This is a genomic window from Microbacterium sp. OVT16B (assembly GCF_019969705.1).
In the GTDB taxonomy this organism is placed as follows: domain Bacteria; phylum Actinomycetota; class Actinomycetes; order Actinomycetales; family Microbacteriaceae; genus Microbacterium; species Microbacterium natoriense.
The window spans coordinates 1,710,385-1,734,969 of the sequence record NZ_JAHXZA010000001.1 but is presented as its reverse complement, the minus strand read 5'-3'; the positions used below and the strand labels follow the sequence as shown (position 1 = coordinate 1,734,969).

Annotated in this window: 26 protein-coding genes and 1 tRNA gene; 4 read left to right on the top strand and 23 right to left on the bottom strand. The window is 69.8% G+C overall.

What is annotated here, in order from left to right; genetic code table 11:
- Window positions 1–27: 27 nt before the first annotated feature.
- From LC438_RS08195 to LC438_RS08180, 4 genes are read right to left on the bottom strand one after another with little or no spacing between them, the layout of a single operon-like run.
- Complete coding sequence (locus tag LC438_RS08195) at window positions 28–555, bottom strand: hypothetical protein (RefSeq protein ID WP_223586299.1); 528 nt, start codon at window positions 553–555, stop codon at window positions 28–30.
- A complete protein-coding gene (locus LC438_RS08190; RefSeq protein WP_223586298.1) occupies window positions 552–1,343 on the bottom strand; it encodes a hypothetical protein in 792 nt (263 codons plus the stop codon). Before LC438_RS08190 ends, LC438_RS08195 begins: the two co-directional genes overlap by 4 nt.
- Before the next feature lie 46 nt (window positions 1,344–1,389).
- Window positions 1,390–2,463, bottom strand: coding sequence for an FAD-dependent oxidoreductase (locus tag LC438_RS08185; protein WP_223586297.1), 1,074 nt, complete (start codon window positions 2,461–2,463; stop codon window positions 1,390–1,392).
- Between the two features lie 34 nt (window positions 2,464–2,497).
- A complete protein-coding gene (locus LC438_RS08180) occupies window positions 2,498–2,938 on the bottom strand; it encodes a GNAT family N-acetyltransferase (RefSeq protein ID WP_223586296.1) in 441 nt (146 codons plus the stop codon).
- Between the two features lie 107 nt (window positions 2,939–3,045).
- Between LC438_RS08180 and LC438_RS08175 the strand changes: the two genes are divergently transcribed.
- Window positions 3,046–3,118 (top strand) — tRNA-Ala (locus LC438_RS08175).
- A gap of 44 nt (window positions 3,119–3,162) precedes the next feature.
- On the opposite strand, the gene LC438_RS08170 is transcribed toward LC438_RS08175, so the two are convergent.
- The 11 genes from LC438_RS08170 to rplU all read right to left on the bottom strand — a co-directional run bounded on the left by LC438_RS08170 (window position 3,163) and on the right by rplU (window position 10,918).
- On the bottom strand, window positions 3,163–3,447 hold the full coding sequence (locus LC438_RS08170) for a hypothetical protein (RefSeq protein WP_105674499.1): 285 nt from the start codon (window positions 3,445–3,447) through the stop codon (window positions 3,163–3,165).
- A gap of 101 nt (window positions 3,448–3,548) precedes the next feature.
- On the bottom strand, window positions 3,549–4,238 hold the full coding sequence (locus LC438_RS08165; RefSeq protein ID WP_223586295.1) for an SDR family oxidoreductase: 690 nt from the start codon (window positions 4,236–4,238) through the stop codon (window positions 3,549–3,551).
- A gap of 1 nt (window position 4,239) precedes the next feature.
- Window positions 4,240–4,611 carry a ribosome silencing factor gene (gene rsfS / locus LC438_RS08160; protein WP_105674495.1) on the bottom strand — a complete coding sequence of 124 codons (372 nt, stop codon included), beginning with the start codon at window positions 4,609–4,611 and terminating at the stop codon, window positions 4,240–4,242.
- A 4-nt stretch (window positions 4,612–4,615) separates the two neighbouring features.
- Window positions 4,616–5,830: a hypothetical protein gene (locus LC438_RS08155; RefSeq protein WP_223586294.1), complete on the bottom strand. Its 1,215-nt coding sequence runs from the start codon at window positions 5,828–5,830 to the stop codon at window positions 4,616–4,618.
- Window positions 5,827–6,429: a nicotinate-nucleotide adenylyltransferase gene (nadD, locus tag LC438_RS08150; protein WP_105674489.1), complete on the bottom strand. Its 603-nt coding sequence runs from the start codon at window positions 6,427–6,429 to the stop codon at window positions 5,827–5,829. The genes LC438_RS08155 and nadD overlap by 4 nt, the downstream gene beginning before the upstream one ends.
- A 6-nt stretch (window positions 6,430–6,435) precedes the next feature.
- Window positions 6,436–6,660, bottom strand: a complete 225-nt coding sequence (locus tag LC438_RS08145; RefSeq protein WP_105674487.1) for a hypothetical protein — start codon at window positions 6,658–6,660, stop codon at window positions 6,436–6,438.
- Window positions 6,661–6,712: 52 nt separating this feature from the next.
- Entirely contained in the window at window positions 6,713–7,966 is a 1,254-nt protein-coding gene (locus LC438_RS08140) for a glutamate-5-semialdehyde dehydrogenase (protein WP_223586293.1), read from the bottom strand.
- A 9-nt stretch (window positions 7,967–7,975) separates the two neighbouring features.
- Entirely contained in the window at window positions 7,976–8,761 is a 786-nt protein-coding gene (gene proB / locus LC438_RS08135) for a glutamate 5-kinase (protein ID WP_105674483.1), read from the bottom strand.
- Entirely contained in the window at window positions 8,758–10,257 is a 1,500-nt protein-coding gene (obgE, locus tag LC438_RS08130; protein WP_223586292.1) for a GTPase ObgE, read from the bottom strand. Before obgE ends, proB begins: the two co-directional genes overlap by 4 nt.
- 75 nt (window positions 10,258–10,332) lie before the next feature.
- Complete coding sequence (gene rpmA, locus LC438_RS08125) at window positions 10,333–10,590, bottom strand: 50S ribosomal protein L27 (protein ID WP_017202370.1); 258 nt, start codon at window positions 10,588–10,590, stop codon at window positions 10,333–10,335.
- Between the two features lie 19 nt (window positions 10,591–10,609).
- Window positions 10,610–10,918, bottom strand: coding sequence for a 50S ribosomal protein L21 (gene rplU / locus LC438_RS08120; RefSeq protein WP_181155890.1), 309 nt, complete (start codon window positions 10,916–10,918; stop codon window positions 10,610–10,612).
- 212 nt (window positions 10,919–11,130) lie between these two features.
- On the opposite strand from rplU, the gene LC438_RS08115 reads away from it, so the two are divergent.
- On the top strand, window positions 11,131–11,397 hold the full coding sequence (locus LC438_RS08115; RefSeq protein ID WP_105674477.1) for a DUF4031 domain-containing protein: 267 nt from the start codon (window positions 11,131–11,133) through the stop codon (window positions 11,395–11,397).
- On the opposite strand, the gene LC438_RS08110 is transcribed toward LC438_RS08115, so the two are convergent.
- On the bottom strand, window positions 11,362–13,932 hold the full coding sequence (locus LC438_RS08110; RefSeq protein ID WP_223586291.1) for an Rne/Rng family ribonuclease: 2,571 nt from the start codon (window positions 13,930–13,932) through the stop codon (window positions 11,362–11,364). The two genes, LC438_RS08115 and LC438_RS08110, sit on opposite strands and share 36 nt — an antisense overlap.
- Before the next feature lie 277 nt (window positions 13,933–14,209).
- Here LC438_RS08110 and LC438_RS08105 point away from each other — a divergent pair, with 277 nt between their 5' ends.
- Entirely contained in the window at window positions 14,210–14,821 is a 612-nt protein-coding gene (locus LC438_RS08105) for a vitamin K epoxide reductase family protein (RefSeq protein ID WP_105674473.1), read from the top strand.
- A 74-nt stretch (window positions 14,822–14,895) separates the two neighbouring features.
- Here LC438_RS08105 and ndk read toward each other — a convergent pair whose 3' ends face one another.
- The 4 genes from ndk to ileS are packed head-to-tail and all read right to left on the bottom strand — an operon-like array spanning window position 14,896 to window position 20,399.
- Window positions 14,896–15,312 carry a nucleoside-diphosphate kinase gene (gene ndk / locus LC438_RS08100; protein ID WP_102192635.1) on the bottom strand — a complete coding sequence of 139 codons (417 nt, stop codon included), beginning with the start codon at window positions 15,310–15,312 and terminating at the stop codon, window positions 14,896–14,898.
- Window position 15,313: 1 nt separating this feature from the next.
- Window positions 15,314–15,754, bottom strand: a complete 441-nt coding sequence (locus LC438_RS08095) for a DUF4233 domain-containing protein (protein ID WP_223586290.1) — start codon at window positions 15,752–15,754, stop codon at window positions 15,314–15,316.
- Window positions 15,742–17,094, bottom strand: coding sequence for a folylpolyglutamate synthase/dihydrofolate synthase family protein (locus LC438_RS08090; protein ID WP_105674469.1), 1,353 nt, complete (start codon window positions 17,092–17,094; stop codon window positions 15,742–15,744). Before LC438_RS08090 ends, LC438_RS08095 begins: the two co-directional genes overlap by 13 nt.
- Entirely contained in the window at window positions 17,091–20,399 is a 3,309-nt protein-coding gene (gene ileS, locus LC438_RS08085; protein ID WP_223586289.1) for an isoleucine--tRNA ligase, read from the bottom strand. The genes LC438_RS08090 and ileS overlap by 4 nt, the downstream gene beginning before the upstream one ends.
- 298 nt (window positions 20,400–20,697) lie before the next feature.
- On the opposite strand from ileS, the gene LC438_RS08080 reads away from it, so the two are divergent.
- A complete protein-coding gene (locus tag LC438_RS08080) occupies window positions 20,698–21,348 on the top strand; it encodes a pentapeptide repeat-containing protein (RefSeq protein ID WP_223586288.1) in 651 nt (216 codons plus the stop codon).
- On the opposite strand, the gene LC438_RS08075 is transcribed toward LC438_RS08080, so the two are convergent.
- From LC438_RS08075 to LC438_RS08065, 3 genes are read right to left on the bottom strand one after another with little or no spacing between them, the layout of a single operon-like run.
- Window positions 21,333–22,823, bottom strand: a complete 1,491-nt coding sequence (locus LC438_RS08075; protein WP_223586287.1) for an ABC transporter ATP-binding protein — start codon at window positions 22,821–22,823, stop codon at window positions 21,333–21,335. The two genes, LC438_RS08080 and LC438_RS08075, sit on opposite strands and share 16 nt — an antisense overlap.
- Complete coding sequence (locus LC438_RS08070; protein WP_223586286.1) at window positions 22,820–23,623, bottom strand: ABC transporter permease; 804 nt, start codon at window positions 23,621–23,623, stop codon at window positions 22,820–22,822. The genes LC438_RS08075 and LC438_RS08070 overlap by 4 nt, the downstream gene beginning before the upstream one ends.
- Complete coding sequence (locus LC438_RS08065) at window positions 23,620–24,573, bottom strand: ABC transporter permease (RefSeq protein WP_223586285.1); 954 nt, start codon at window positions 24,571–24,573, stop codon at window positions 23,620–23,622. The genes LC438_RS08070 and LC438_RS08065 overlap by 4 nt, the downstream gene beginning before the upstream one ends.
- Window positions 24,574–24,585: the final 12 nt, after the last annotated feature.

The following is a 24,585-nucleotide window of genomic DNA, read 5'->3' as shown; positions in this document are numbered from 1 at the left end:
CTCTCACCCTACGCTCGTGTTCCGACGTCAGCGCTGCCCTCTCGCGCTGTCGATCACGAACGCCTGCGGATGGCCGGGCAGGTAGCGCACGGTGACCGGATCCCCGGAGGGGAGGTAGACGTCGCGGTCGGGGTACACGGCGGGCGTGAAGAAGTTGCTCTCCAGCGTGTACTCGACCCCATTGGATGCCGTGAAGGTCACCCAGTCGCCGTCTCTCGTCGCCTGCGCGGTCTCGCCGTGCTCGTAGATGTAGGCCCGGGCCACCGGCACCCCGGTGAGGCTCAGGATGCCGATCACGAGGTTCGCGAGCATCAGGAAGGCGAGGATGCGGAACGCGATCCGCATGACGCGACCCCAGGTGCGACCACGGGGAGGGCGCTGATCGTGCAGCAGCCCTTCGCGCTCCCTGACCCGGCGCAGCGCGCTCACCGGGCTCGCACCGCTCACCGACATGGCGAAGAGGCCGAGGATCGAGAACCCCGCGATGAACACCATCGCGTAGCCGTGGGATGCCGGGAAGTTCACCAGCCAGATCAGGGTGTCCAGCACGTTCATCGCCCCGCCTCCTTCTCGACGGTGACCGCCACGGTCTGCGGATCCTCCCGGCGGTAGAACGCCCACAGGGGCGCGCCGACCTGGAAGTGCGACAGCGCCTCGGGGTAGACGAACGCGGTGGTGTCGGCCTCCCAGGTCGCCGCGCCCTCCGGCGCCATCAGCACCGTGAGTGCGAGCTCGCTCTGCCCTTCGAGGCGTCGGCCGGTGGGCCGCATCGCCAGGACGGATGCCGGGACCTGCGTGCCGGTCGTCCGCGCCCGCACGAGACGCGGGTCGAGGAGCCCGCGCTCGATGCGCCAGGTCAGCATCGCGTCGCGCACGACGGGATCGGTCATGTCCGCCAGCTCGACGGTGTCCTGGTCGGTGAGGCTGTAGCGGACCGGGATCGGCTGGCCCACCTGCAGGCTCCCGGCGTCGGTCGCGTCGACGAGCATCCGCAGCTGGCTGACGAACTCCCCACCGGAGCCCGGCGCCACGCGGATGAAGATGTCGTACTGCGGCACATCGTTCACCGTGAGACCGGTGCGGGTCACCTCGACGATGCGGCCGACGCCGATCTGCGAGTCGCCGCGCACCCGCTTGCGGCGCCCGAGACCCGACATCGTCCCCCCGAACGTGAGGATCAGGCCCCAGGCGACTCCGAGGAGGATCGGCCCTCCCAGCGTGTCCTCTCCCGAGAAGGGCAGGATCGACTCGCGCTGGTTCACCCCGAACAGCCCTTCACCGGTCCACACGACGAGCCAGGCCGACAGCAGCAGCCAGATGATCAGGAACGCGATGCGCAGCATCGCCCCAGAATATCGGCGCGAGCCCACAAGTACAGGGACGCCTGGGTCAGCGCGCGGTCGTGCTCTCGGCCGGCTTCGCCATGAGCACTCGCTGGACGCCCTTCGCGGCGGAACGCCCTGCGCGATTCGCGCCGATGGTGCTCGCGGAGGGGCCGTAGCCGACGAGCTGCACGCGGGGATCCGCCACGGACGTCGTGCCGCGACCGCCGCGGTCCAGTTGGATGCCGCCCGCCGCAGAGCGCAGGTGCAGCGGTGCGAGGTGGCCGATCGCAGGCCGGAATCCCGTCGCCCAGAGGATGACGTCGACGCGCTCGAAGGACCCGTCGGCCCAGCGAACGCCGTCCGGCTCGATGCGCTCGAACATCGGGCGTCGAGCCGCATAGGCGCCGAGCCTCTCGGCCTCGCGCTCCTGGGGTCGCAGCATGAGGCCGGTGACGCTCACGACACTCTCGGGCGGGAGCCCGCGAGCCACGCGCTGCTCCACCAGGGCGACAGCGGCGGCGCCCGCCTCCGGCGTGAAGTCGTCGGTGCGCCACACGGGCTCACGACGGGTCGCCCACAGGGTGTCGGTGAGCGGGGCGAGTGCGCCGAGGAACTGCACGGCCGACGCTCCCCCGCCGACGACCAGCACCCGCTTGCCGACGAAATGCGCGGGACCCGGGTAGTCGACGGTGTGCAGCTGCTCGCCGAGGAAGGTCTCCATGCCCGGGTAGTGAGGCAGGAACGGGTGGGTCCACGTGCCGGTCGCGTTCACCAGCGTGCGGGTCCGCCACTCGCGATCGCCTGCTCTGACCACGAGGATGCCGTCCTCATCGTCCACGCGGTCCACCCGGACCGGTCGCACGACGGGCAGCGCGTGCGCCCGCTCGTACGCTGCGAAGTACGCGGGGACCGCCTGGTTGGCTCGCTGATCGTCTCGCGGCGGCGGCGTGTCTCCGGGGAGTTCGGCCACCCCGTGCACATCACGCATCGTCAGGGCGTCCCAGCGGTGCCTCCACGCTCCGCCCGGCTCATCGTCGGCGTCGAGCACGACGTGACGGATGCCGAGGCGCGTCAGATGGTACGACGTCGACAGGCCGGCCTGACCGGCGCCGATCACGAGGCTGTCGAGGATGCTCACGCCGAGGTCAACGTCCGCAGCATCCGCGTTGTTCCTAGAGGTCGATCTCGTAGTGGGTGTAGCCGGTGTGCCTCGCGACGCTGTCGTAGAGCCGTCGAGCGGTGGTGTTGCCCTCCTGCGTGAGCCAGTACACCTTGGACGAGCCGTGCGCCCGCGCCCAGTCCTGCACGTGCGAGATGAGAGCGCGCCCCGTTCCGCCGCCGCGGACGTCGGGCGCCACGAAGAGGTCTTCGAGGTAGCAGTAGCCCGCGGGGCTCCACGTCGCCGCGTGGGTGAGCCAGTGCACCAGGCCGATCGCGCGACCCTCGTCGTCGCGTGCGAGCGCCCCGTGGAGCTCCTGATCCTCGGTGATCCGACGGAACGTGGTGCGCGAGATCTCCTCCGCCACATCGGACTCGTAGAACGTCAGGTATCCGTTCCACAGCGCGAACCACTCGTCGAAGTCGGCCGGGGTGATCGCGTGGATGCTCGTCATGCGCCCAGCCTAGAACGACGCGCCCGGGATCGAGCGCCGGATTGGTGCTGATGCCGACACCTGTAGTACGCTTTTCGAGTTGCCCCGGAAGGATCGGGGAAGCAGATGGGCCTGTGGCGCAGCTGGTAGCGCACCTGCATGGCATGCAGGGGGTCAGGGGTTCGAGTCCCCTCAGGTCCACCGAGAAAGCCCCTGGTTCGCCAGGGGCTTTTCCCGTCTCCGCGTCAGCGCGCCCGAGGCGGCGGGCGGTGCGGGATCGGCACCGGCCGCGTCGCTCTGCTCGTCCCCTGGATCCGTTCGATCTGCTCGAGCACCTCGAACGGGGTGCCGTAGGTGCTCGACAGCGGGAGCTCCCGGAGCCACACCACCTCGACCTCCGTCGGGGCGAGCTCGTACACGCAGGCGACGACATGCCGGGTGTCGTCCGCCTCGTAGCGCAGGTCGTTGATCACCCACTCGGACGGCGTGAGGCGATGCAGCACGAAGCGCGGATCAGGATCGACGGACATCTGGTGGGCCCTCCAAGACTCTCTCCCCGTGAGGGAGTCTCGCCCAGCGGATGCGGCGACGGAAGACCCTTGACATCCGGGCCGCTCCGAGACAGCGTCTCTCAGCCGTTCGGTCGGACCGTCAGCTCCGTGAGGTGGGCGTCGTCGGGGAGATCGAGCGCCAGGAGGATCGTCTCGGCGACGGACTCGGGGGCGATGAACCGTGCGGGATCGTACTCACGCCCCTCCTGCTGGTGCACGCGCTCCTGCATGGGCGTCGCTGTGCGCCCCGGGTAGATCGAGGTGACCTTGACCCCGTGCTCGGCCTCTTCGGCCCGCAGAGCGTCGGCCAGGGCCTTCAGACCGTGCTTGGACGCGGCGTACGCCGACCACCCGGCATGGGCGTGCAGCCCAGCACCGGAGTTCACGAACACCACACGGCTCTGCGACACCCGCAGCACCGGAAGGAGGAGCCTCGTCAGCTCGGCCGGTCCCACCAGGTTCACCGCGAGCTGTTGCTCCCACAGCGAGGGCGGAAGGTCGGCGACGGAACCGAGGTCCACGACGCCCGCTACGTGGATCAGCGAGTCGAGCCGATCGGGAAGAGCCTGCTTCGACAGCGCCCACGACAGGCGCCCCGGAACGGCGAGGTCACCGACGAGCGTGGACGCACCGGGGAACCGCTCGACGAGCTGACGGGCACGCCCGGCATCCCTGACCAGCAGGATCACGTCGTCGCCGCGGTCGAGCAGCCGACGGGCGACCACCGCACCGATGCCGGAGCCCGCTCCGGTGATCAGGTGCGCAGCCATGTCAGGCGGGGTCGGCGGCGAGCTCGAACGGGACCACGGGGCAGTCCTTCCACAGGCGCTCGAGGCCGTAGTAGACCCGCTCCTCCTGGTGGAAGACGTGCACGATCAGGTCGCCGAAGTCGAGCAGCACCCAGCGGGCCTCCGCACGTCCCTCACGACGGACCCGCTTGTGCCCGGACTCGATGAGCTTGTCCTCGATCTCGTCGGCGATGGCGGCGACGTTGCGCTCGCTGTTGCCCGTGACGAGCAGGAAGATGTCGACGAGCGGCAGCGGCTCCGACACGTTGAGCGCGACCAGATCCTCTCCGCCCTTGCTGACGGCGGCGTCTACTGCGAGCTGCAGCATCTCTTCGGCGGTTTCAGGTGATTGCATCAGATCAGATCAGTTTCGTGGTGAGAGCGATGACCACGACGACGCCCACCGCGAGGGCGAGACCACCCGCCACGATTATCAGGGTGAGCATGAGTTTGTTGCCCTTTTCGGGCGCCGGCGGGCGGATGACCTCGCCGGCGGGCTTGATGGTGCTGATCGCCGAGCTGGCGGCGATCGGTGTGGGAGAGGACGCAGGAGGCAGTTCTCCGTCGATGAGCACGGCGTCGACCTCCTTGCCGTCGGCGATGCCGTGTGCGTGGCCCTGCGAGCCGATGCCCTGGGGCAGCTCGTAGGAGCCGGTGACGAGGATCTCGCCCGTGGACGCGACAGGACCGTCGAGCGTGGCCTCCCCCGACGGAGGGTTGAAGATCAGGGTGTTGGAGGCGGAGTGCTGGGAGCCGCTGGAGTCGTTCGACGTGAGCAGCTCGTCGAACGACGGCACGGTCAGCTTCTGCGCCTCGGCGTCATCGGCGAGCAGTCCGCTGCCGAACTCGGGGCTGACGGTCGGGCGCTCGTCTTCGGAGATGACGTCGTCATCCCCCGCCGCGGCGTCGGCGAGGACGTCATCCTCGTCGTGCTCATCCTCTGGCTCCTCGACCTCGATGCCGAGGGCGGCGACGGCCACGACGGGATCGTCATCGACGTGCCCCAGGTCGATCTCCACCGGCTCTGCAGCGCTCTCGGCGTCGGCGTGCATCGGCACGTCGCCGGCGGTCTCGACGGCCGCAGCCGCACTCACGGGGGCGACGTCGACCTGATCGCCGAGGTCCTCGTCGAGGTCGTCGTCGGAAGAGCCAGGGACAGGCGGAGCGAAGGTGGGAACAGCTGAGACGATCTCCTCGGCCGGAGCTTCCTCGACGGCCTCGACCTCGACGGCCTCGACCTCGACGGCGTCGTCCGCGGCATCCGCAGTGCTGTCATTCTCGGCGTCTCCGCCGATCACCGGCACGGAGGCGGTCTTGATGCGCTCCTGCTCGCGGGCCTGTCGGCGCGTGAGCGGCGCGGAGCCCGGATCGCCATCGGCATCCGCGACGGGAGCGGGCGCGACCTCGACGGGCTCGGCGGCACGCGGAAGCGGCGGTGCAGGGGGGATCGTCGGCGCCGCGGCGGCGGCCGCGGCCTCCTCCTCCGTGATGACCGGGGTCGAACCCGTCAACCGGATCTCCCGCAGCTGCTTTCGCGTCAGCGGACCCTGCTCCTGCTGATCCGATGTACTCATGCCTTGCTCCGATACAGATGATGCTTCGCGATGTATTGAACGACCCCGTCGGGAACGAGGTACCAGACCGGCTCTCCGTCGTGCACCCGCTCACGGCAGGCCGTCGATGAGATCGACAGCGCCGGAACCTCGAGCTGGCTGACGTCACCGGGTGGGAGGCCGTCTGTGCTCAGGACATGCCCTGGGCGAGAGACCGCGACGAAATGGGCCAGCTCCCACAACTCATCATGGTCCCTCCAACTGAGAATTTGCGCCACGGCGTCGGCTCCGGTGATGAAGAAGAGCTCCGCATCCGGCCGGTCGCGCTTGAGGTCGCGCAGGGTGTCGATCGTGTAGGTCGGGCCCTCCCGGTCGATGTCGACCCGGCTGACCGTGAACTGCGGGTTGGATGCCGTCGCGATCACGGTCATCAGATAGCGGTGCTCGCTGGGCGTGACGTCGGACTTCTGCCAGGGAACTCCCGTCGGCACGAAGACGACCTCGTCGAGGCCGAAGGAGTGCGCGACCTCGCTGGCGGCAACCAGGTGCCCGTGATGGATCGGATCGAACGTCCCGCCCATCACGCCGATGCGCGCCGGGCGCGAGGTCGTGGTGCTCATGTGGGCCTAGTGGCCGTGTCCTGCCTCGTGGCCGTCTTTGCCGTGCTTCGCGGCGAACGCCTCGGCCTTCGCCGAGTGGCGGTTGGCGACGTTCTTGTAAGAGAGCGTGACCAGCGCGAGCGCGGTGAACACGATCACGGCGACGATGCCGAAGATCACGGTCTCGAGCGGGATGTTGCCCTCATGCTCGGCTTCGGCGGCGGCCATCGCGATCTGTGCGACGAGGTTCATCCTGGCTCCAATTCATGACCTTCGGGCGGTACAGCGCCCCCTAGTCTAGTCCTCAGCCGCGGGTCTGCCCTGATCCACGCGCCAACCACTTCGTGCTGGTCAGCTCGGCGAGCCCCATCGGACCTCGTGCGTGCAGCTTCTGCGTCGAGATGCCCACCTCGGCGCCGAACCCGAACTCCCCGCCGTCGGTGAAGCGCGTGGAGGCGTTCGCCATCACGACGGCGGAGTCCACCTCCGCCAGGAAGCGCTCGATGCTGCGGGAATCGGTGGAGATGATCGACTCGGTGTGGCCGGTGCTGTAGCGCCGGATGTGCTCCAGCGCGTCGTCGAGCGAGTCGACGACCTTCATCGCGATGTCGAGGCTGAGGTACTCGGTCGCCCAGTCCTCCTCGGTCGCCGGAATCACGTTCGACACGAGCCCTGCGACGATGTCGTCTCCGTGGATCGCGACGCCCTCGCTCTGCAGGGCGCTCGCGACGAGAGGGATGAGGCGCGGGGCTGCCTGGCGGTGCACCAGCACCGTCTCGACCGCGTTGCACACGCTGGGACGCTGCACCTTCGCGTTCACGACGATGTCGCGCGCCCAGTCGTCGGGCGCGCTCTCGTCGAGCACGATGTGCACGACGCCAGCGCCGGTCTCGATGACGGGGACGGTGGACTCGGTGACGACGGTCTCGATGAGGCCGGCGCTGCCGCGGGGCACGAGCACGTCGATGAACCCGCGGCCGTGCATGAGGGCCTTGGCGCCGTCGCGACCGAAATCGTCGACGGTCTGGATGGCCTCGGCGGAGAGGCCGGCGCTCTCGAGCGCCTCGCGCATGATCGCGACGAGGACCGTGTTCGACTCCAGGGCGGCGCTGCCGCCGCGGAGGACGACGGCGTTGCCGGAACGCAGCGCCAGAGCGGCGATGTCGACCGTGACGTTGGGGCGCGCTTCGTAGATCGCGCCGACGACCCCGAACGGGACCCTGACCTGCTCGAGCGAGACGCCGTTCGGCATCCGATGCCCTCCGACGACCCCGCCGACGGGATCGGCGAGGGCGGCGACCTCGCGGACGGCTGCGGCGAGAGCCGACACCCGCTTCTCGTCGAGACGGAGTCGGTCGATCAGCGATTCGCCGATGCCGCTCTCCCGACCCCGGACGATGTCCGCGGCGTTCGCCTCGATGATGCGCGGCGCGTTCTGCTCGAGCGCCACGGCGATCGATTCGAGGACGCGGGCCTTGTCGTCGCTGGTGAGCGCGGCGGTGGCGCGGGAGGCCTCCTTGGCGCGCTCCAGGCGCACCTGCGGGGTCAGGTCGGTCATCCCGTCAGTCTAGGAGACCGCGGGCGCGAACCAGGTCCCTATTTCGGCACCGGCGAGGGCCTGGTCGACGAGGTCGGCGCTCGTCACGAGAACGCCGATCCCCGATGCCGCTGCGAGCCGCGCTGCGGAGACCTTGGTGGCCGCTCCCCCGGTGCCGACGCTGTTGACGACCGTCGAGCCGAACTCCAGACCCGACAGGTCGGCGTCGGGAGCGACGACGTCGATGGGCTCGGCACCGGGGTCGGTCGGCGGCTTCGTGTACAGCGACTCGATGTCGCTGAGCAGCACGAGCGCGTCGGCCTCGATCAGCTGTGCGACGAGCGCTCCCAGCCGGTCGTTGTCGCCGAAGCGGATCTCCTGCGTGGCCACGGTGTCGTTCTCGTTCACGATGGGGAGGATGCGCAGTCCGAGAAGCCGCTCCATCGCCCGTCGGGCGTTGCTGCGCGACGTCGGGTTCTCCAGGTCGCCCGTGGTGAGGAGCACCTGCCCCGCGACGATGTCGAAGGGGCGCATGGCCTCCTGATACCGGTAGACGAGGATGTTCTGCCCGACGGCCGCTGCGGCCTGCTGCGTGGCGAGGTCGGTCGGCCGCGCGTCGAGGCGGAGGAAGGGGATGCCGGTGGCGATGGCGCCGGAGGAGACGAGGATGACCTCGCACCCCCGCGCGTGAGCGGCGGCGAGAGCCTCCACGAGAACCGGGATCCGCCACGAGGCCTCACCGCTGATCGACGAGGACCCCACCTTGACGACGATGCGGGACGCCGTCGCGATGTCCGCCCTGGTGCGGGCGGTCACTTCTCATCCTCGCGGTATGCCGCGAGACGCTGAGCCTCCACCTCCGCACGAGCCTCGGCCTTGGCATCCATGCGCTCGTAGTACTGCTCACGACGCTCGGAGGTGGTGCGGCGCGCGTTCGGCGCCAGACGCGGGTCGGTGCCACGAGGAGCCGCCATCAGCTCGGCGGCGGAGGTCATCGTCGGCTCCCAGTCGAAGACGATGCTGTCGCCCGCGCCGATCACGACGGTGGAGCCCTGCACGGCGCCCAGACGGAACAGCTCGTCCTCGACGCCCAGCTTCTCGAGTCGGTCGGCGAGGAAGCCCACGGCCTCCTCGTTCTGGAAGTCGGTCTGCTGCACCCAGCGCACCGGCTTCTCGCCGAGGATGCGGTAGATGTTGCCGTACGTGCCGCCCTCGACGCGGATCGAGAAGTCCTTCTTCGAACCCCGAGGGCGGATGACGACGCGCTCCGGCGGCGTCTCGAGAGCGGCCTCGGCCCGGTGCTTGTCGACGATCTCGCCCAGCGCGAATGTGAGCGGACGGAGCCCCTCGTGGGAGACCGTGGAGATCTCGAAAACGCGGAAGCCGCGGGCCTCGAGCTCGGGGCGCACGAGTTCGGCGAGGTCACGGGCCTCCGGCACGTCGACCTTGTTCAGAGCGATGAGCTGCGGGCGCTCCAGGAGCGGAGTCTGCCCCTCGGGGACCTCGTACGCGGCGAGCTCGGCGAGGATGACGTCGAGATCGGAGATCGGGTCGCGCCCCGGTTCGAGAGTGGCGCAGTCGAGGACGTGCAGCAGCGCGGAGCAGCGCTCGACGTGACGGAGGAACTCGAGGCCGAGCCCGCGCCCCTCGCTCGCGCCCTCGATGAGACCGGGCACATCGGCGACCGTGTAGCGGAAGTCGCCCTGCTGCACGACGCCGAGGTTGGGGTGCAGCGTGGTGAACGGGTAGTCGGCGATCTTCGGGCGCGCCGCGGAGATCGCGCCGATCAGGCTCGACTTGCCGGCCGACGGGTAGCCCACGAGAGCGACGTCGGCGACGGTCTTGAGCTCGAGGACGACATCGCCCTCGTAGCCGGGAGTGCCGAGGAGCGCGAAGCCCGGAGCCTTGCGCTTAGGAGTGGCGAGGGCCGCATTGCCCAGACCGCCCTGTCCGCCCGCGGCGACGACGAAGCGCTCCCCCGGGATGATCATGTCGATCAGGACCTCGCCCGCGGGGTTCTTCACCACGGTGCCGACCGGAACCAGAAGCTCCAGCGTCTCGCCGAGGAATCCGGAGCGGTGGTCGCCCATGCCGGGGCCGCCGTTGCCGGAGGAGCGGTGCGGCGAGTGGTGGTACGACAGCAGGGTGCCCGTCTGCGGATCGGCGACGAGCACGATGTCGCCGCCGTCTCCGCCGTTGCCGCCGTCGGGGCCTCCGAGCGGCTTGAACTTCTCGCGGTGCACGGAGACACAGCCGTTGCCGCCCTTGCCCGCGCGCAGATGCAGCGTCACGGTGTCGACGAAGGTGACCATGTCTCTCTCCTCATAGACGAATTCGGGGCGGGCCGAAGCCCGCCCCGAATCGGATGTAGATGTGTCGTGCTGCGATTACTCAGCAGCGGCGACGATGTTGACGACCTTGCGGCCGCCCTTCGCGCCGAACTCGACCGCACCGGCGGCGAGAGCGAACAGCGTGTCGTCGCCACCACGGCCGACGTTCACGCCGGGGTGGAAGTGCGTGCCGCGCTGGCGGACGATGATCTCGCCGGCGAGGACCTGCTGGCCGCCGAAGCGCTTGACGCCGAGTCGCTGTGCGTTGGAGTCACGACCGTTGCGGGTGGAGCTTGCGCCCTTTTTGTGTGCCATGTCCTGGGTCTCCTCGGTCTTACTTGATGCCGGTGATCTTGACGCGCGTGAGCTCCTGGCGGTGGCCCTGACGCTTCTTGTAGCCGGTCTTGTTCTTGTACTTCTGGATGATGATCTTCGGGCCGCGGAGGTTGCCGAGAACCTCTGCCGTGACCTTGACCTTCGCGAGCTTGTCAGCGTCGGTGGTCACCGTGGCGCCGTCGACGAGCAGCACAGCGGGCAGCTCGATCTTCTCGCCCTGGGCAGCCTGAACACGGTCGAGCTGAACGATCGTGCCGACCTCGACCTTCTCCTGCCGCCCACCGGCGCGCACTACTGCGTAAACCACTTCATACCTGTTTCGTTGGGGAGCACGGTGCTCCGAGAATCTCACGGGAAGACTGTTGCTTGCATTCATCGCGGGGCGACGGGTGCGAACGCAAGACTCTCCGCACCGACCGTCGAGGACGGGGCGGCATACGCACCAAGGGACTACTTTACCGGATGCCGGGCGGTGTCGCAAAACGTCCTGCGGGGTGTGTCCGGTCGTAGGCTGACAGCATGACCGTGCTCGTCGATGATCCGCTCTGGCCCGCGCACGGGCGCCTGTGGGCGCATCTCGTGAGCGATGAGAGCCTGGACGAGCTGCACGCCTTCGCGAGGTCTCTGAGCGTGCCTGAGCGCGCTTTCGACCTCGACCACTACGACGTGCCGGAGGACATGATCCCCCGGCTCATCGCCGCCGGCGCTCAGCACGTCGGCGGCAAGGAGCTGGTGCGCAGGCTGATCGCCTCAGGACTGCGCGTCCCCGCCCGCGACCGGAGCTGACGACTCGGAGTTCACCGATACGGGCGTGCCCGTGAGAGCCGCCGTGGTCACCCGACGACGGCCGCGGCCCTGACCGGGCGCCTTCGGCTCGGGAAGGGCGTCCAGCACCGAGTCGAGCAGCTGCTCGGCGGGCGACTTCGGCGCCTTCCGATCGGACCCGCGCTTCTTGCGGGCCTTCTTCGGACGCTCCTGCGCCGCGGTCTGCTCGACGGCGGGCGCGGCGGCATCCGTCGCCCCCTCCGCGTTCGGGGCGAGCGTCGATGCGGCGATCTGCGCGAGGGCCGACTTCGCGCCCTCGGGGATGCTGTGCGTCACGTTCGGGGCCGGCGGCGCGCTCTGGGCCGGCGCGGAGTTGCCGCGCTGGCGACGGTTCTGCTGTCCGTTCCCGTTCGACGGCGCTCGGTGCTTCACGACGGGGTCGTGGTGCACGATGACACCGCGGCCGGCGCAGACCTCGCACGCCTCGCTGAAGGTCTCCAGGAGGCCGAGGCCGAGCTTCTTGCGGGTCATCTGCACGAGGCCGAGCGAGGTGACCTCGGCGACCTGGTGCTTCGTGCGGTCCCGGCTGAGGCACTCGATGAGACGGCGCAGCACGAGGTCGCGGTTCGACTCCAGCACCATGTCGATGAAGTCGACGACGATGATGCCGCCGATGTCGCGCAGCCGCAGCTGACGGACGATCTCCTCTGCCGCCTCCAGGTTGTTCTTGGTGACGGTCTCCTCGAGGTTTCCCCCGGAGCCGACGAACTTTCCGGTGTTGACGTCGACGACCGTCATGGCCTCGGTGCGGTCGATCACGAGGGAGCCGCCGGAGGGCAGCCAGACCTTGCGGTCAAGGGCCTTCTCGATCTGCTCCGTGATGCGGAACGCGTCGAACGGGTCGGTCTCGTCCTCGTACGACTCCACCCGCTCGAGCAGGTCGGGGGCGACGCTCTCCAGGTAGGCGCGGATGGTGCGCTGCGACTCGTCGCCCTGGATCAGCATCTTCGTGAAGTCCTCGTTGAAGACGTCGCGGACGATCTTGACGAGCAGATCCGGCTCGGCGTGCAGCAGCGCGGGAGCCTGCTGGTTCTCCACCTGCTTCTGGATGTGCTCCCACTGGGTCGTGAGGCGCTGCACGTCGCGCGTCAGCTGCTCCTCGGTGGCGCCCTCTGCCGCCGTGCGGACGATCACGCCGGAGGACTCGGGGAGCACCTCCTTGAGGATGCGCTTGAGTCGCGCGCGCTCGTTGTCGGGCAGCTTGCGGCTGATGCCGTTCATCGATCCGCCGGGCACGTACACGAGGTACCGGCCGGGGAGCGAGATCTGGCTGGTGAGGCGGGCGCCCTTGTGGCCGACCGGGTCCTTCGTGACCTGGACGAGCACGCGGTCGCCGGGCTTGAGCGCGAGCTCGATGCGGCGGGGCTGGTTGCCGGTCTCGACGCCGTCCCAGTCGACCTCGCCGGAGTACAGCACGGCGTTGCGGCCGCGGCCGATGTCGACGAAGGCGGCCTCCATGCTCGGGAGCACGTTCTGCACGCGGCCGAGGTAGACGTTGCCGATCAGCGACGCGTCCTGGTTGCGGGCGACGTAGTGCTCGACGAGCACGCCGTCTTCGAGGACTCCGATCTGGGTGCGGCCGTTCTTGGAGCGGACGACCATCTTGCGGTCGACGGACTCGCGGCGAGCGAGGAACTCGGCCTCGGTCACGACGGGACGGCGGCGACCGGCATCGCGACCGTCGCGGCGGCGCTGCTTCTTCGCCTCCAGGCGGGTCGATCCCTTGATCGCCTTCGGCTCGGTGATGTACTCGACGACGCGCTGGCGCGGCTGACGGGGCTCGGACCGCTCGTCATCGCCCTCGGAGCCTCCACGGCGGCGACGGCGTCCTCGTGCGGATGCCGACTCCTCAGGCTCGCGCTGCGGGTCGCGCTCGGCGATGCGGTCGAAGACGCGACCGGGGCGTGCCGGGAGCGGAACGAACTCGGGAGCGTAGAAGTGCAGCTGCGTGGACACCTGCGAGACGAACACCTCGGGCAGCAGGCCGAGCGACACGGCGGTCACCGGCGCGGGCGCAGCGGGCTCCACCGCGACAGGCTCTTCGGTCTTCGGCTCCGCGGCGGGAACAGACGGCTCCTCGACGGGTGCGGACTCCACGGCGGCGGGCTGGGCGTCTGCCGCGTCGGCGGCAGCGGATGCCGGAGCACCGGGCTCGTCCGTCGCAGCGGGCGTCTCGTCTCGGTCGGCTCCGCCGTCCTCGCTCGACGAGCGGGGGGCGTCAGCGACCGGGGCGTCGGCCTCGGCGGCGTCAGCCGCCTCAGGAGCGTCACCCTCTGGGGCCTCGGCAGTGTCGGGCTCCGGAGTGCCGGCGATCGGGGCATCCCCCTCGGGGGCGTCTGCCTCGGCCGCATCGGCGGGGGCGTCGACCTCGGGGGCGTCGGTCGCCTCGGAGGATTCAGCGTCCTCCGCAGCGTCGACGACTACCTCTGCGGGTGCGTCAGCATCCGCAGAGAAGTCGAGGGTAGGGGCGTCGTAGTCATTGGTCTCATCGGCCATCTCTGGCGAACTCCTCGCGCGCGGCACCCGGTGCCTCGCGAAATCTCATGCGGCACCCGCAGGTGCCGCGAACTCACTCGGTGTGTGACCGGCTCACGGCTCTGATCACGTGGGGCATACGGCCCCGAAGTCTGCGTCGATGCGTGCCACGGCGTGTGCCGAGCGGTGCATCACAGGCCATTATCGCACCATGTGGGCGTGTTCGCGGCATCCACCTCCTCGCGCGCCGCTGGCGCGTTCTCGTCGGGCGCATAGCAATCGCTGTGATAATCCACATATGAGCGAGCAGCGCACCCGCCCCATCGGCTACGGAATCTGGTTGATCGTCGCGAGTGTGGTGGGCTGGTTCGCCGCGTTCCAGCTCACGATCGAGAAGTTCGTGATCATGGAGAACCCCGAGGCGAGTCTCAGCTGCGATATCAGCCCGTTCATCCAGTGCGGCAAGAACCTCCTCTCCTGGCAGGGATCGGTCTTCGGCTTCCCGAACCCGATCCTCGGCCTCACCGGCTGGATGGCGCCCCTCGTGATCGGTGTGGCCGTTCTCGCCGGAGCGCGCTTCCCCCGGTGGTTCTGGGCGATCTTCGGCGCCGGCATCACCTTCGCCTTCGGGTTCGTCTGCTGGCTGATCTCGCAGAGCATCTACGACCTCGTCGTCCTCTGCCCGTGGTGCATGGTGACCTGGGCCGTGACCATCCCCACCTTCTTCGCGACGATGCTGCATCTCACCCGCAACGGCACCTTCACCCGGAACGAAAAGGTCCAGGAGCGCGCGGGGAGCCTCATGGCGTGGGTCCCGCTGGCCGCGATCGTGGCCTACGCGATCATCATCGCCATGGCTCAGCTCAAGGGCATCGACTTCATCGGCGAGATGATCCGCATCATCTTCTGAACCTCGTACCGAGACGAGAGAGCCCTCCCGCATCGCGACGATGCGGGAGGGCTCTCTCGTTGCGGAGGGCGGGCTCAGTCGAACCAGATGCCGAGCTCGCGGGCGGCGGACTCGGGGCTGTCCGAGCCGTGCACGAGGTTCTGCTGCACCTTGAGGCCCCAGTCGCGGCCGAAGTCGCCGCGGATCGTCCCGGGGGCCGCCGTGGTCGGGTCGGTGGTGCCCGCGAGGGAACGGAAGCCCTCGATCACGCGGTTGCCCGCGAGACGGATCGCGACCGACGGACCGGAGAGCATGAACTCGAGCAGCGGCTCGTAGAACGGCTTGCCCTCGTGCTCGGCGTAGTGCGCGGCGAGGAGGTCGCGGTCGGGGTCGACGAGACGGATGTCGACGAGGGCGTAGCCCTTCGCCTCGATGCGCGCCAGGATCGCTCCGGTGAGGCCGCGGGCGACGCCGTCCGGCTTGACGAGGACGAGGGTTTCTTCGGTGGCCATGTCATTCACTCTCTGTGTCTGAGGTCTGCGTGGTCTGAGTCGAGTTCTGCGGGTCGGCGGGACGTCGTGCATCCACGCGCGCCCCCACGATCGTCGCATACGCCCACATGCCGCCGAAAATCACGACGACGAGCAGGATGGCGGGCACGAGGACCGCGGAGAGCGCGATGACCGCCTGGATCACCCAGCCCGCGGTGATCGCCCACGGACGGGTGATCATGCCGGCCACGGCGATGCAGGCGAGAGCGACGATGCCGCCGCCGACGATCCCCCACCACGGCTCGACGCCGTCGGGGAGCGCCTTCAACCCGAACACCGTGAGTCCGGCGAGGAACACGACGATCGACTCGAAGCCGAGCACAACCGGCGCCAGCTTCTGCACGAGGGTGCGCGGAGGTCGAGGAGAGCGCGCGGGAGCGGATGCCGCGCTCACGCGCGCCACCCCGACTTCCAGTCCTCCTCCTCGGCGAGGGCGATCGCCTCACCCGCGAGCACCACGGAGCCCGCGATCACGACGGCGCGCCGATCCGACGAGGCCGCCCACTCGCGAGCCGCGTCGGCGGCCTCGGCGAGGGTCGGATGCACGGTGGCACGGTGCCCCGTCTGCTCGACGAGGTCCGCGATCGCGTCGGCGTCGCTGGCGCGATCGGACTCGGGAGCGGTCGCGAAGACGTGCGCGGCGACCGGGGCGAGCTTCGCCACGATCCCTGCGGCGTCCTTGTCGGCGAGGACGCCGAGCACGACACCCCACTCGTCGAAGTCGAAGCTGTCATCCAGCGCCTGCGCGAGGGCGGCGGCGCCGTGCGGGTTGTGCGCGGCGTCGACGATCACGGTCGGAGCGATGCCGAGCAGCTGCAGGCGGCCGGGAGAGGTCGCGGACTGCAGGCCGTCGGTGACCACGTCTGACGCGATCGGCTTGGCGCCGCCCCCGATGAGCGACTCCACGGCCGCGACGGCCAGGGCGGCGTTGTGGCCCTGGTGAGCCCCGTAGAGGGGCAGGTACTCCTCGGCGTACTCCCCCGCGAGCCCGCGGATCGTCAGCAGCTGCCCGCCGACGGCGAGCTTCTGTTCGGTGAGTCCGAACTCCTCGCCCTCGAACGAGATGTCCGCGTTCTTCTCAGCGGCGACCCGACGGAGGACCTCGGCCGCCTCGGCGGGCTGCTGCGCGGAGACCACCGCTGCGCCCTCCTTGATGATCCCCGCCTTCACCTGGGCGATCGCGGCGATCGTGTCTCCCAGGCGGTCGGCGTGGTCGATGTCGATCGGCGCGAACACCGCGACGTCGCCGTCGGCGGTGTTCGTCGAGTCCCACTCGCCCCCCATGCCGACCTCCAGCACGAGCACGTCGACCGGAGCATCCGCCACGGCCACGAAGGCGAGCACGGTGAGCAGCTCGAAGAACGTCAGCGGCGCATCGCCCGCGGCCTCCAGCTCGGCGTCGACGATCCCGACGAAGGGCTCGATCTCGTCCCAGGCGTCGGCGACGGCCTCGTCGGAGATCGGTTCGCCGTCGATCATGATGCGCTCGGTGAAGCGCTCCAGATGCGGGCTCGTGAACAGTCCGGTGCGCAGGTCGTGCGCCCGCAGCAGGCTCTCGATCATCCGCGCGGTCGACGTCTTGCCGTTCGTGCCCGTGATGTGCACGACCCGGTACGTCTTCTGCGGGTCGTCGAGGAAGGCGAGGATGCGGGCGACGCGCTCCTTGCGCGGCTGCACCCAGCGCTCGCCCGCCCGGCTCAGCAGAGCCTCGTAGACGGCATCCGCCCGCTCGCGTGCGCTCATGCTGCGCCTCCGATCCGGCTGACGGCGACCGTGAAGTCGCCCGTGTTGGCGTAGGTGCCCGTCGAGATGACGGCCTCGAACTCCGCGGCGGGCAGTTCGGCGCCGCCGCGGTGGACGCCGTGCTGGAGAGCGAGGGTCTCCCCCGCGACATCGGCGATCTCGAACGCGCTTGCCACGGCATCCGCGTCCGCATCGCTGTCGAATCGGAGGTCGAGACGGATCCGGTCGCTGACGTCGAAGCCCGCGTTCTTGCGGGTCTCCTGCACGGCGCGGATGACGTCGCGCGCCAGGCCCTCGGCTTCGAGCTCGGGGGTGGTCCGGGTGTCGAGCAGCACGAAGCCGCCGGTCGGCACGATCGCGAGCGCCTCGCCCTCGGGGCGCCCCGTCGTCTCCAGCACGAGCTCGTACTCGGCGGGCTCCAGGGCGATGCCGCCCGCGGTCACCACCCCGTCGGTCTCCGACCAGTCGCCGCTGCGGGCGGCCTGGATCGCCTTCTGCACGTCCTTGCCCAGGCGAGGACCGGCGGCGCGCGCGTTGACGCTGAGGCGGTGGTCGATGCCGTACTCGGACGCGGTGGTCTCGGTCTGCTGCACCAGTTCGACGGACTTGACGTTCAGCTCCTCGCGGAGGATGTCCTCGAACTGGCCGAGCGTCGCAGCGAGCGGTGAGACGACCGTGAGGCGCGCGAGCGGCAGACGGACGCGCAGCTTCTCCTTCTTGCGCAGCGCGTTGCCGACGCTGGACAGCTCACGCACGGCGTCCATCGCATCGCGGATCTCGTCGGCCGCGGGGAACGCGGAGGCGTCGGGCCAGTCCTGCAGGTGCACGCTGCGCCCGCCGGTGAGTCCCTGCCACACGCGCTCGCTCACCAGCGGCACGAGGGGCGCCGCCACGCGGCACAGCGTCTCGAGCACCGTGTAGAGGGTGTCGAACGCCTCGGTGCTCGAGCCCTCCCAGAACCGGTCGCGCGAGCGGCGGATGTACCAGTTGGTCAGCACCTCCGCGAAGTCGCGCAGGCGAGCGGACGCCGTGGTGGAGTCGAGTCCCTCGAGGTCGACGCGGACGTCGCGCACGAGGTCGCCGAGGCGCGCCAGGATGTAGCGGTCGAGCACATCCGTCGAGTCGGTGCGCCACGACGCCTCGTAGCCGCCCTCGGACGCCGCGTTGGCGTAGGTCGCGAAGAAGTACCAGGAGTTCCACAGCGGCAGCAGGAACTCGCGCACGCCGGAGCGGATGCCCTCCTCGGTGACGGCGAGGTTGCCGCCGCGGAGCACGGAGCTCGACATGAGGAACCAGCGCATCGCGTCGGAGCCGTCGCGGTCGAGGACCTCCGACACGTCCGGGTAGTTGCGCAGCGACTTCGACATCTTGTACCCGTCGCTGCCCAGCACGATGCCGTGGCAGCTGACACCCGTGAACGCGGGTCGGTCGAAGAGCGCGGTCGACAGCACGTGCATCACGTAGAACCACCCGCGCGTCTGCCCGATGTACTCGACGATGAAGTCGGCGGGGGCGTGCGAATCGAACCACTCCTGGTTCTCGAACGGGTAGTGCACCTGCGCGTACGGCATCGACCCCGAGTCGAACCACACGTCGAAGACGTCCTCGATGCGGCGCATCGTGCTCGTGCCGGTGGGATCGTCGGGGTTCGGACGCGTGAGGTCGTCGATGTACGGACGGTGCAGGTCGATCTCGCCCTCGGGGTTGCGCGGCAGCGCGCCGAAGTCCCGCTCCAGCTCCTCCAGCGAACCGTAGGCGTCGACGCGGGGGTACTCCGGGTCGTCGCTCTTCCAGATCGGGATGGGCGAGCCCCAGTAGCGGTTGCGGCTGATCGACCAGTCGCGGGCACCTTCGAGCCACTTCCCGAACTGACCGTGCTTGACGTTCTCGGGCACCCAGGTGATCTGCTCGTTGTTCGCGAGCATCCGGTCCTTGAGGTCGGTGACGCGGATGAACCAGCTCGAGACGGCCTTGTAGATCAGAGGGTTCCGGCAGCGCCAGCAGTGCGGGTAGGAGTGCACGTAGCTCTGCTCGCGGACCAGGCGCTGCTCCGCGCGGAGCAGACGGATCAGCGGCGTGTTCGCGTCCATCCACAGCTCGCCGGCGACGTCGGTGACGTTCGGGAGGAAGCGCCCTCCGTCGTCGAGCGACAGGATGGTCGGGATGCCGGCGGCCTCGGCCACCCGCTGGTCGTCCTCACCGTAGGCGGGCGCCTGGTGCACGACGCCCGTGCCGTCGGTGGTCGTGACGTAGTCGTCGACGAGGATCTGCCACGCGTTCTGCGTGCCGTAGGTCTCGGTGTCGGCGTAGTACGAGAACAGGGGCTCGTAGCGGAGACCGCCGAGCAGCGACCCCTTGACGGTTCCGCTCGCGGCGTCCAGAGCGGCCGCGGCATCCTCGTAGCCGAGGTCCTTCGCGTAGCCGCCGAGCAGGTCGCGGGCGAGCAGGTAGCGCGCACCGTCGACGCCCTCGGAGGCGCCGTTCGGCCCCGCGGGCACGACGACGTACTCGATGTCGGGCCCCACGGCGAGCGCGAGGTTGGTCGGGAGCGTCCACGGGGTGGTCGTCCAGGCCAGCACCCGCACCCCGGCGAGGTCGAGCTGCTCGGCCTCCGCGCCGATCAGCGGGAACGACACCGTGACGGACGGGTCCTGACGGTCCTTGTAGACGTCGTCGTCCATGCGCAGCTCGTGGGCGCTGAGGGGCGTCTCGTCGCGCCAGCAGTACGGCAGCACGCGGTAGCCCTCGTAGGCGAGACCCTTGTCGTACAGGGTCTTGAACGCCCAGAGCACGCTCTCCATGTAGCCGAGGTCGAGCGTCTTGTAGCCGCGGTCGAAGTCGACCCATCGCGCCTGACGCGTGACGTAGTCCTGCCACTCGCGCGTGTACGTGAGCACCGAGTCCTTCGCCTTCGCGTTGAAGACGTCGATCCCCATGTCCTCGATCTCGCTCTTCTCGGTGATGCCGAGCTGCTTCATCGCCTCGAGCTCCGCCGGCAGACCGTGCGTGTCCCAGCCGAAGACGCGGTCGACTTTCTTGCCGAGCATCGTCTGGAAGCGCGGGAACACGTCCTTCGCATACCCGGTGAGCAGGTGGCCGTAGTGCGGCAGGCCGTTCGCGAACGGAGGGCCGTCGTAGAAGACCCATTCGTCGGCGCCCTCGCGCTGCTCGATAGAGGCGCGGAACGTCTGGTCGGACTCCCAGAAGTCGAGCACTTCGCGCTCGATGGCGGGGAAGCGGGGGCTCGGTGCGACGGAGGTAGCCTGATCGGCGGCGGGGCCGAAGGAGGAACGCGGGTAGGTCATGTCGTCTCGCAGTGATCGTCGTGGCGGATGCTGCTGCAAGGACGATCCTCACGGACCGCGGTACCACCTCGCTTACCGCGCCTCACGGCGGGGCCACTCTCACTGCGGCTGTGACGGGCCTGCCCCGCTCGGTTCTACTGGCCCCGGCAGGCTCAGCCTGTCGATGCGTTCTTCCGAGAGCTCCCCGGTGATGGCCGGATCGATGCTCGTGCCCCCATTGTACGCGGCACAGCAGCAGTCGAGGACCGTCGTGCTCCACCGCTCACTGAGCGTCGGCGGCACCCCCTACCCTCGAACCATGGCACGTTCGTCCGATTCCCCCGCCGCTCCTCGCGTCTCTCCCCCCGACCTGCCCCGCGAGTACGTCGACGCCGCCCCCGCGCGCAGCGTGGACCTCGTGGCAGCGCGGCTCGACCTCGACGGACCGTCCGATCTCGCGTACGCGTCGCTCGAGCAGTGCGTCGTCGACGCCGATGCGGATGCCGTCGATCTCACCGGAGCCACGCTCCTCGACGTCGAGATGACCGGAGTCCGCATCGCCTCCCTCCGCATGCGGGGTGCGAGCGTCCGTCGCCTGCGGATCGCCGGCGGACGAATCGGCACCCTCGATCTCAGCGACGCCAGGATCGACGAGCTCGAACTCCGCGACCTCCGCGTGGACTACCTGAACCTCGGCGGCGCCAAGGCGGTCGACGTCGATGTCATCGACTGCAGCATCCGCACGGTCGATCTCCCCCAGTCCGAGCTCACCAGGGTGCGCTTCCGCGGCACGTCCAGCGACGAGGTCGATCCACGGGGGATGCGCGCCGTCGACGTCGATCTCCGCGGCCTCGACGCGCTGAGCTACCTCGACGCGAACAGCCTGCGCGGCACGACGCTCTCCGGCTTCCAGGTGCAGCAGCTCGCACCCGTCCTCGCCGCGAGCATCGGCATTCAGGTCAAGGACTGACCGCTCGCCGCCAGCAGCTCCCTCGTGAACGGGTGCTGCGGGGCCGCGAAGACCTCAGACACGCGCCCCTGCTCCACGATCCGCCCGTCCTGCATCACCAGCACCGTGTCGCAGACCGCCCCGACGACGTCGAGATCGTGCGAGACGAAGATCATGGTCAGCCCGCGCGTCCGCTGCAGCCGCACCAGCAGCTGCAGCACGCGCTCCCGGACCGAGGGGTCGAGGGCGGAGACCGGCTCGTCGAGCACCAGCACATCCGGCTCGGCGGCGAGCGCGCGAGCGATCGCCGCCCGCTGCCGCTGACCGCCGGACAGCGCCATGGGACGCCGGTCTGCGAGCCCCGGATCGAGGTCGACCTCCGCCATCAGTGCCGCCGTCTTCGCCGCGCGCTGCGCACGGGGCACCCCGCCAGCGGCGAGCGCCTCCCGCAGCGATCGTCCGATCGTCCAGCGGGGGTCGAAGGCCCCGAGCGGATTCTGATGCACGAGCTGCACCCGATGGGTCCCCTGCCAGCGCAGCTCCCCGGCATCCGGAGTCTCCACGCCGACGATCATGCGAGCGAGCGTCGTCTTGCCCGACCCCGACTCCCCCACCACGCCGAGTGTGCGCCCCTCCGGCACGGCGAAGTCCGCATCGACCACCGCCGGCACGCCGCCGAAGCTCTTCGCGACCCCGCTGCCCACGAGCACAGGGGTCGGGTCTCCCTCTTCCGTCTCTCTCGGCGTGTGACGGGTCGCGGCGATCAGCTCGCGCGTGTAGTCGTGCCGAGGGTTCTCCAGCACATCCGCCGTGTTCCCCTCCTCGACGACGATGCCCCCGCGCATGACCAGCACCCGGTCCGCCAGTCTGCGGACCGCCGCGAAGTCGTGGCTGATGAACAGCACAGCGGTGCCGGCGTCGGCGATCTCCCTCAGGAGTGCGAGGATGCGCGCCTGGACCGTGGCGTCCAGCGCCGTGGTGGGCTCGTCCGCCACGAGCACGGCCGGTCCGGCCGCGAGGGCGGAGGCGATCAGCGCCCTCTGGCGGAGCCCCCCGGAGAGCTCGTGCGGGTACTGGCGCGCGCGGCGCTCCGGATCGGGCATCCACACTCGGCGCAGCTGCTCCTGCACGCGCTCGGGTGCCGCGTCGAGCCCGTGGATGCGCAACGGCTCGGCGACCTCGCTGCCGATCCTCTGCAGCGGGTCGAGCGACACCAGCGCATCCTGGGACACCAGCGCGATGCGCGCGCCCCTGAGCCGTCGCCATGCGCGCTCGCCGAGGCCCGCGGCATCCTCGCCGTCGATCAGCAGCCGATCGACGTGCACGCGCCCAGCGCTCAGCCCGAGCAGCGCCCGCGCCGTGAGGGATTTGCCCGCACCGGACTCCCCGACGATCGCGACGCACTCCCCAGGTGCCACCGAGAACGACACGCCGTCGACGACCGCCGGCCCGTCGAAGCCGATGCGCAGCCCCTGCACCTCCAGCGCGGCCGTCATGACCTCACCCCGTCGGCGCGCGCTCGGAGCATGCGACCGACGACGGTCGCAGCGACGACGGTCAGGGTGATGGCCGCCCCGGGGAACACCGAGATCCACCAGGCCTGTCCGAGCACGTTGCGTCCTCCCGAGAGCATGAGGCCCCATTCCGGGGTCGGCTCGGCAGGGCCGAGCCCGAGGAAGCTGAGCCCTGCGGCGGCGAGGATGCTGGATCCGATGCCGATCGTGGCGAGGACGCTCAGCGAACCGAGCACCCCCGGCGCCACGTGCCGCAGGAACGCCGAGAAGCGAGGGACGCCGAGGATCCGCGCCGCCTCGACGTGCTCGGCGAGGCGAAGCGTACGGGTCTGCACCCGCGCCAGTCGGACGTAGACGGGAACAGCGGCGAGCGTCACCGCGATCGCGATGTTCACGGGTCCCGGCCCGAGCACGGCGATCACGACGAGGGCGACGAGGAACTCCGGGAAGGCCATCAGCACGTCGTTCACCCGCATGAGCGCGACATCGAGACCACGGGGCGATACGCCGGCGAGAGAGCCGATCGCGAGGCCGACGACCAGGGCGATGCCGGTGGCGAGCAGCCCGATGCCCACGGACCGCCCGGCTCCGTGCACGACCCGCGAGTACACGTCCCGCCCGCTCTGGTCGGTGCCGAAGAGGTGCTCGGCGCTCGGGGGCAGCAGCGCGGAGCGCACGTCGGTCTGGAGCGGATCGTGCGTCGCGAGGACGTCGGGCAGCAGTGCCGCGAACGCGATGACGGCCAGGATGGTGACAGCCGTCCACAGCAGCACGCGCCTCATCGGACACCCGCCGATCGGGAGCGCAGACGCGGGTCGATGAACGGATGGATCAGCTCGACCACCACGTTCACGATCACGAACACCACGGCGCTGAGCAGGATGATCCCCGTGATGACGGGGAGATCGCGATCGCTGATCGCCGCGAGGGTGACGCGACCGAGGCCCGGGCGGGCGAACACCGTCTCCACGAGCACCGCCCCGCCCAGCACGGAGCCGGTGAGGTAGGCGGCCAGGGTGATCGCGCCGGCGGCGCCGTGACGCAGCCCGTGCCGTGCGGTGAACCGGAGCGGACTCGCTCCCCGCGCGCGCACCGTCTCGGCGAACGGCATCCGCTCCGCCTGCACGAGCCCGTCGCGCAGCACCTGGCTGAGCAGGGCGGCCACGGGCAGGGCGAGGGTGACGGCGGGCAGCACGATCGTGGCGGGATTGCGGGTGCCGGAGACCGGGAACCACCCCAGTCCGAAAGCGAACACGCTCAGCAGCACGAGGCCGATCCAGAACACCGGCGACGACAGCACCACGAGCTCGATTCCGGCCGCGACGGCGCGAGCGGCCCGCCCGCGTACGAGGAACGACACGGCGAGCGCGAGCACGATCGCGATCAGCAGCGCGAGCGCCGCCAACTGCACCGTCGCACCGAGCTGTCTGCCGATGACCTCGGTCACCGGCAGACGCAGCTGATACGACTCGCCCAGATCACCGCGGGCCAGCCTCCCGATGAAGCTCCCGTACTGCTCCAGCGGCGGTCGGTCCAGCCCGAGTTCGGCGCGGATCGAGTCCTTGACGGCCTCGCTCACCTGGGCCTGCGGGCCGAGCATGACCGAGACCGGATCTCCGGGGATCACCCGGAAGGCGAGGAAGGCCAGCGTGGCGGCGCCCCAGATCACGGCGGCGGCCGAGGCGACGATCCCGGCGATGCGGAGCAGCACGGCCTTCACCCGTCTCGTCACCTCGACTCGCTC

Excerpts from the sequence above, each read along its gene's own strand:
- LC438_RS08190 (WP_223586298.1), bottom strand. The coding sequence starts at position 1,343 with ATGCTGCGCATCGCGTTCCTGATCATCTGGCTGCTGCTGTCGGCCTGG.
- rsfS (WP_105674495.1), bottom strand. The coding sequence starts at position 4,611 with ATGCAATCACCTGAAACCGCCGAAGAGATGCTGCAGCTCGCAGTAGAC.
- LC438_RS08070 (WP_223586286.1), bottom strand. The coding sequence starts at position 23,623 with ATGAGGCGCGTGCTGCTGTGGACGGCTGTCACCATCCTGGCCGTCATC.
- LC438_RS08155 (WP_223586294.1), bottom strand. The coding sequence starts at position 5,830 with ATGAGTACATCGGATCAGCAGGAGCAGGGTCCGCTGACGCGAAAGCAG.
- LC438_RS08165 (WP_223586295.1), bottom strand. The coding sequence starts at position 4,238 with ATGGCTGCGCACCTGATCACCGGAGCGGGCTCCGGCATCGGTGCGGTG.
- LC438_RS08170 (WP_105674499.1), bottom strand. The coding sequence starts at position 3,447 with ATGTCCGTCGATCCTGATCCGCGCTTCGTGCTGCATCGCCTCACGCCG.
- LC438_RS08145 (WP_105674487.1), bottom strand. The coding sequence starts at position 6,660 with ATGAACCTCGTCGCACAGATCGCGATGGCCGCCGCCGAAGCCGAGCAT.
- LC438_RS08180 (WP_223586296.1), bottom strand. The coding sequence starts at position 2,938 with ATGACGAGCATCCACGCGATCACCCCGGCCGACTTCGACGAGTGGTTC.
- LC438_RS08105 (WP_105674473.1), top strand. The coding sequence starts at position 14,210 with ATGAGCGAGCAGCGCACCCGCCCCATCGGCTACGGAATCTGGTTGATC.
- ileS (WP_223586289.1), bottom strand. The coding sequence starts at position 20,399 with ATGACCTACCCGCGTTCCTCCTTCGGCCCCGCCGCCGATCAGGCTACC.
- LC438_RS08075 (WP_223586287.1), bottom strand. The coding sequence starts at position 22,823 with ATGACGGCCGCGCTGGAGGTGCAGGGGCTGCGCATCGGCTTCGACGGG.
- ndk (WP_102192635.1), bottom strand. The coding sequence starts at position 15,312 with ATGGCCACCGAAGAAACCCTCGTCCTCGTCAAGCCGGACGGCGTCGCC.
- LC438_RS08195 (WP_223586299.1), bottom strand. The coding sequence starts at position 555 with ATGAACGTGCTGGACACCCTGATCTGGCTGGTGAACTTCCCGGCATCC.
- LC438_RS08080 (WP_223586288.1), top strand. The coding sequence starts at position 20,698 with ATGGCACGTTCGTCCGATTCCCCCGCCGCTCCTCGCGTCTCTCCCCCC.
- obgE (WP_223586292.1), bottom strand. The coding sequence starts at position 10,257 with ATGGTCACCTTCGTCGACACCGTGACGCTGCATCTGCGCGCGGGCAAG.
- LC438_RS08140 (WP_223586293.1), bottom strand. The coding sequence starts at position 7,966 with ATGACCGACCTGACCCCGCAGGTGCGCCTGGAGCGCGCCAAGGAGGCC.
- rpmA (WP_017202370.1), bottom strand. The coding sequence starts at position 10,590 with ATGGCACACAAAAAGGGCGCAAGCTCCACCCGCAACGGTCGTGACTCC.
- LC438_RS08090 (WP_105674469.1), bottom strand. The coding sequence starts at position 17,094 with ATGAGCGCACGCGAGCGGGCGGATGCCGTCTACGAGGCTCTGCTGAGC.
- LC438_RS08110 (WP_223586291.1), bottom strand. The coding sequence starts at position 13,932 with ATGGCCGATGAGACCAATGACTACGACGCCCCTACCCTCGACTTCTCT.
- LC438_RS08115 (WP_105674477.1), top strand. The coding sequence starts at position 11,131 with ATGACCGTGCTCGTCGATGATCCGCTCTGGCCCGCGCACGGGCGCCTG.
- nadD (WP_105674489.1), bottom strand. The coding sequence starts at position 6,429 with ATGAGCACCACGACCTCGCGCCCGGCGCGCATCGGCGTGATGGGCGGG.